Source organism: Mesorhizobium sp. WSM4810, from assembly GCF_055811235.1.
On record NZ_JBVVQV010000090.1, the window covers coordinates 1 to 732 of the forward strand.

A 732-nucleotide genomic window follows, 5' to 3' on the forward strand; every position below is an offset into this window, starting at 1 on the left:
GACCCTCTATATTCAGACCAGCTACACCGCCCTGGTAAACGCACGGTCGAAGTTGGACGAACGTTTGGCTCGCTGGCTTCTGATGTGCCACGATCGCGTCCGCACCGACCGGCTTGCAATCACCCACGAATTCATATCCGTCATGCTCGGTGTGCGGCGACCGGGTGTCACGGTTGCAATCCAAGAGCTTGAGGGCAGGGGCCTAATCAGAGCCACGCGGGGTGAGATCGTCATCAGGGATCGTGATGGTCTGTTCCAGTTGGCCGATGGCACCTACAGCGAGCCGGAGCGGGAATATGAGCTGTTGCTGGGGAAAACCGACTAGCCCCTATAATCGGCGGCTTCGGCGAAAGTCGCGGTAGCGACGAGCGCCACCGTCGTCGGCAATCAACCGACGCATCGCGCATTAGCGTTCCCACAGCCTAATCCTTTCGCCATCATATTTTTCACGGCATAAATCGCTCCGCGAACCGGCACTTGCATGATCTGGGAGTTCGCTACCGAGGGAGCGGCATTTGAACCCTGCTTTGTCGTCCGTAGTGGGGAGGATAACCCGCATCCTCCATAGGTAGGCCAGTTCGAAAGATGACGGCCATCTAACACCATCATTTGCGAAAGCGAAGTTGCGGGGAGATGCAAAGTAAGGCGCTACAGTTTGCGCTCGCCCGAACGCGACTGCTGGTTTGTGGCATCGGCCGATCCGCCCAGCGTGTCGGCGACCGTGGCACCTCG

General features: G+C 58.6%; 1 protein-coding gene. It reads left to right on the forward strand.

Translation table 11 applies throughout. The annotated features are described in order from the left end of the window. Positions 1-325, forward strand: a 325-nt coding sequence (locus tag AC0L3O_RS35430; protein ID WP_473618156.1) for a Crp/Fnr family transcriptional regulator, incomplete at its 5' end; no start/stop codon positions are given. Positions 326-732: the final 407 nt, after the last annotated feature.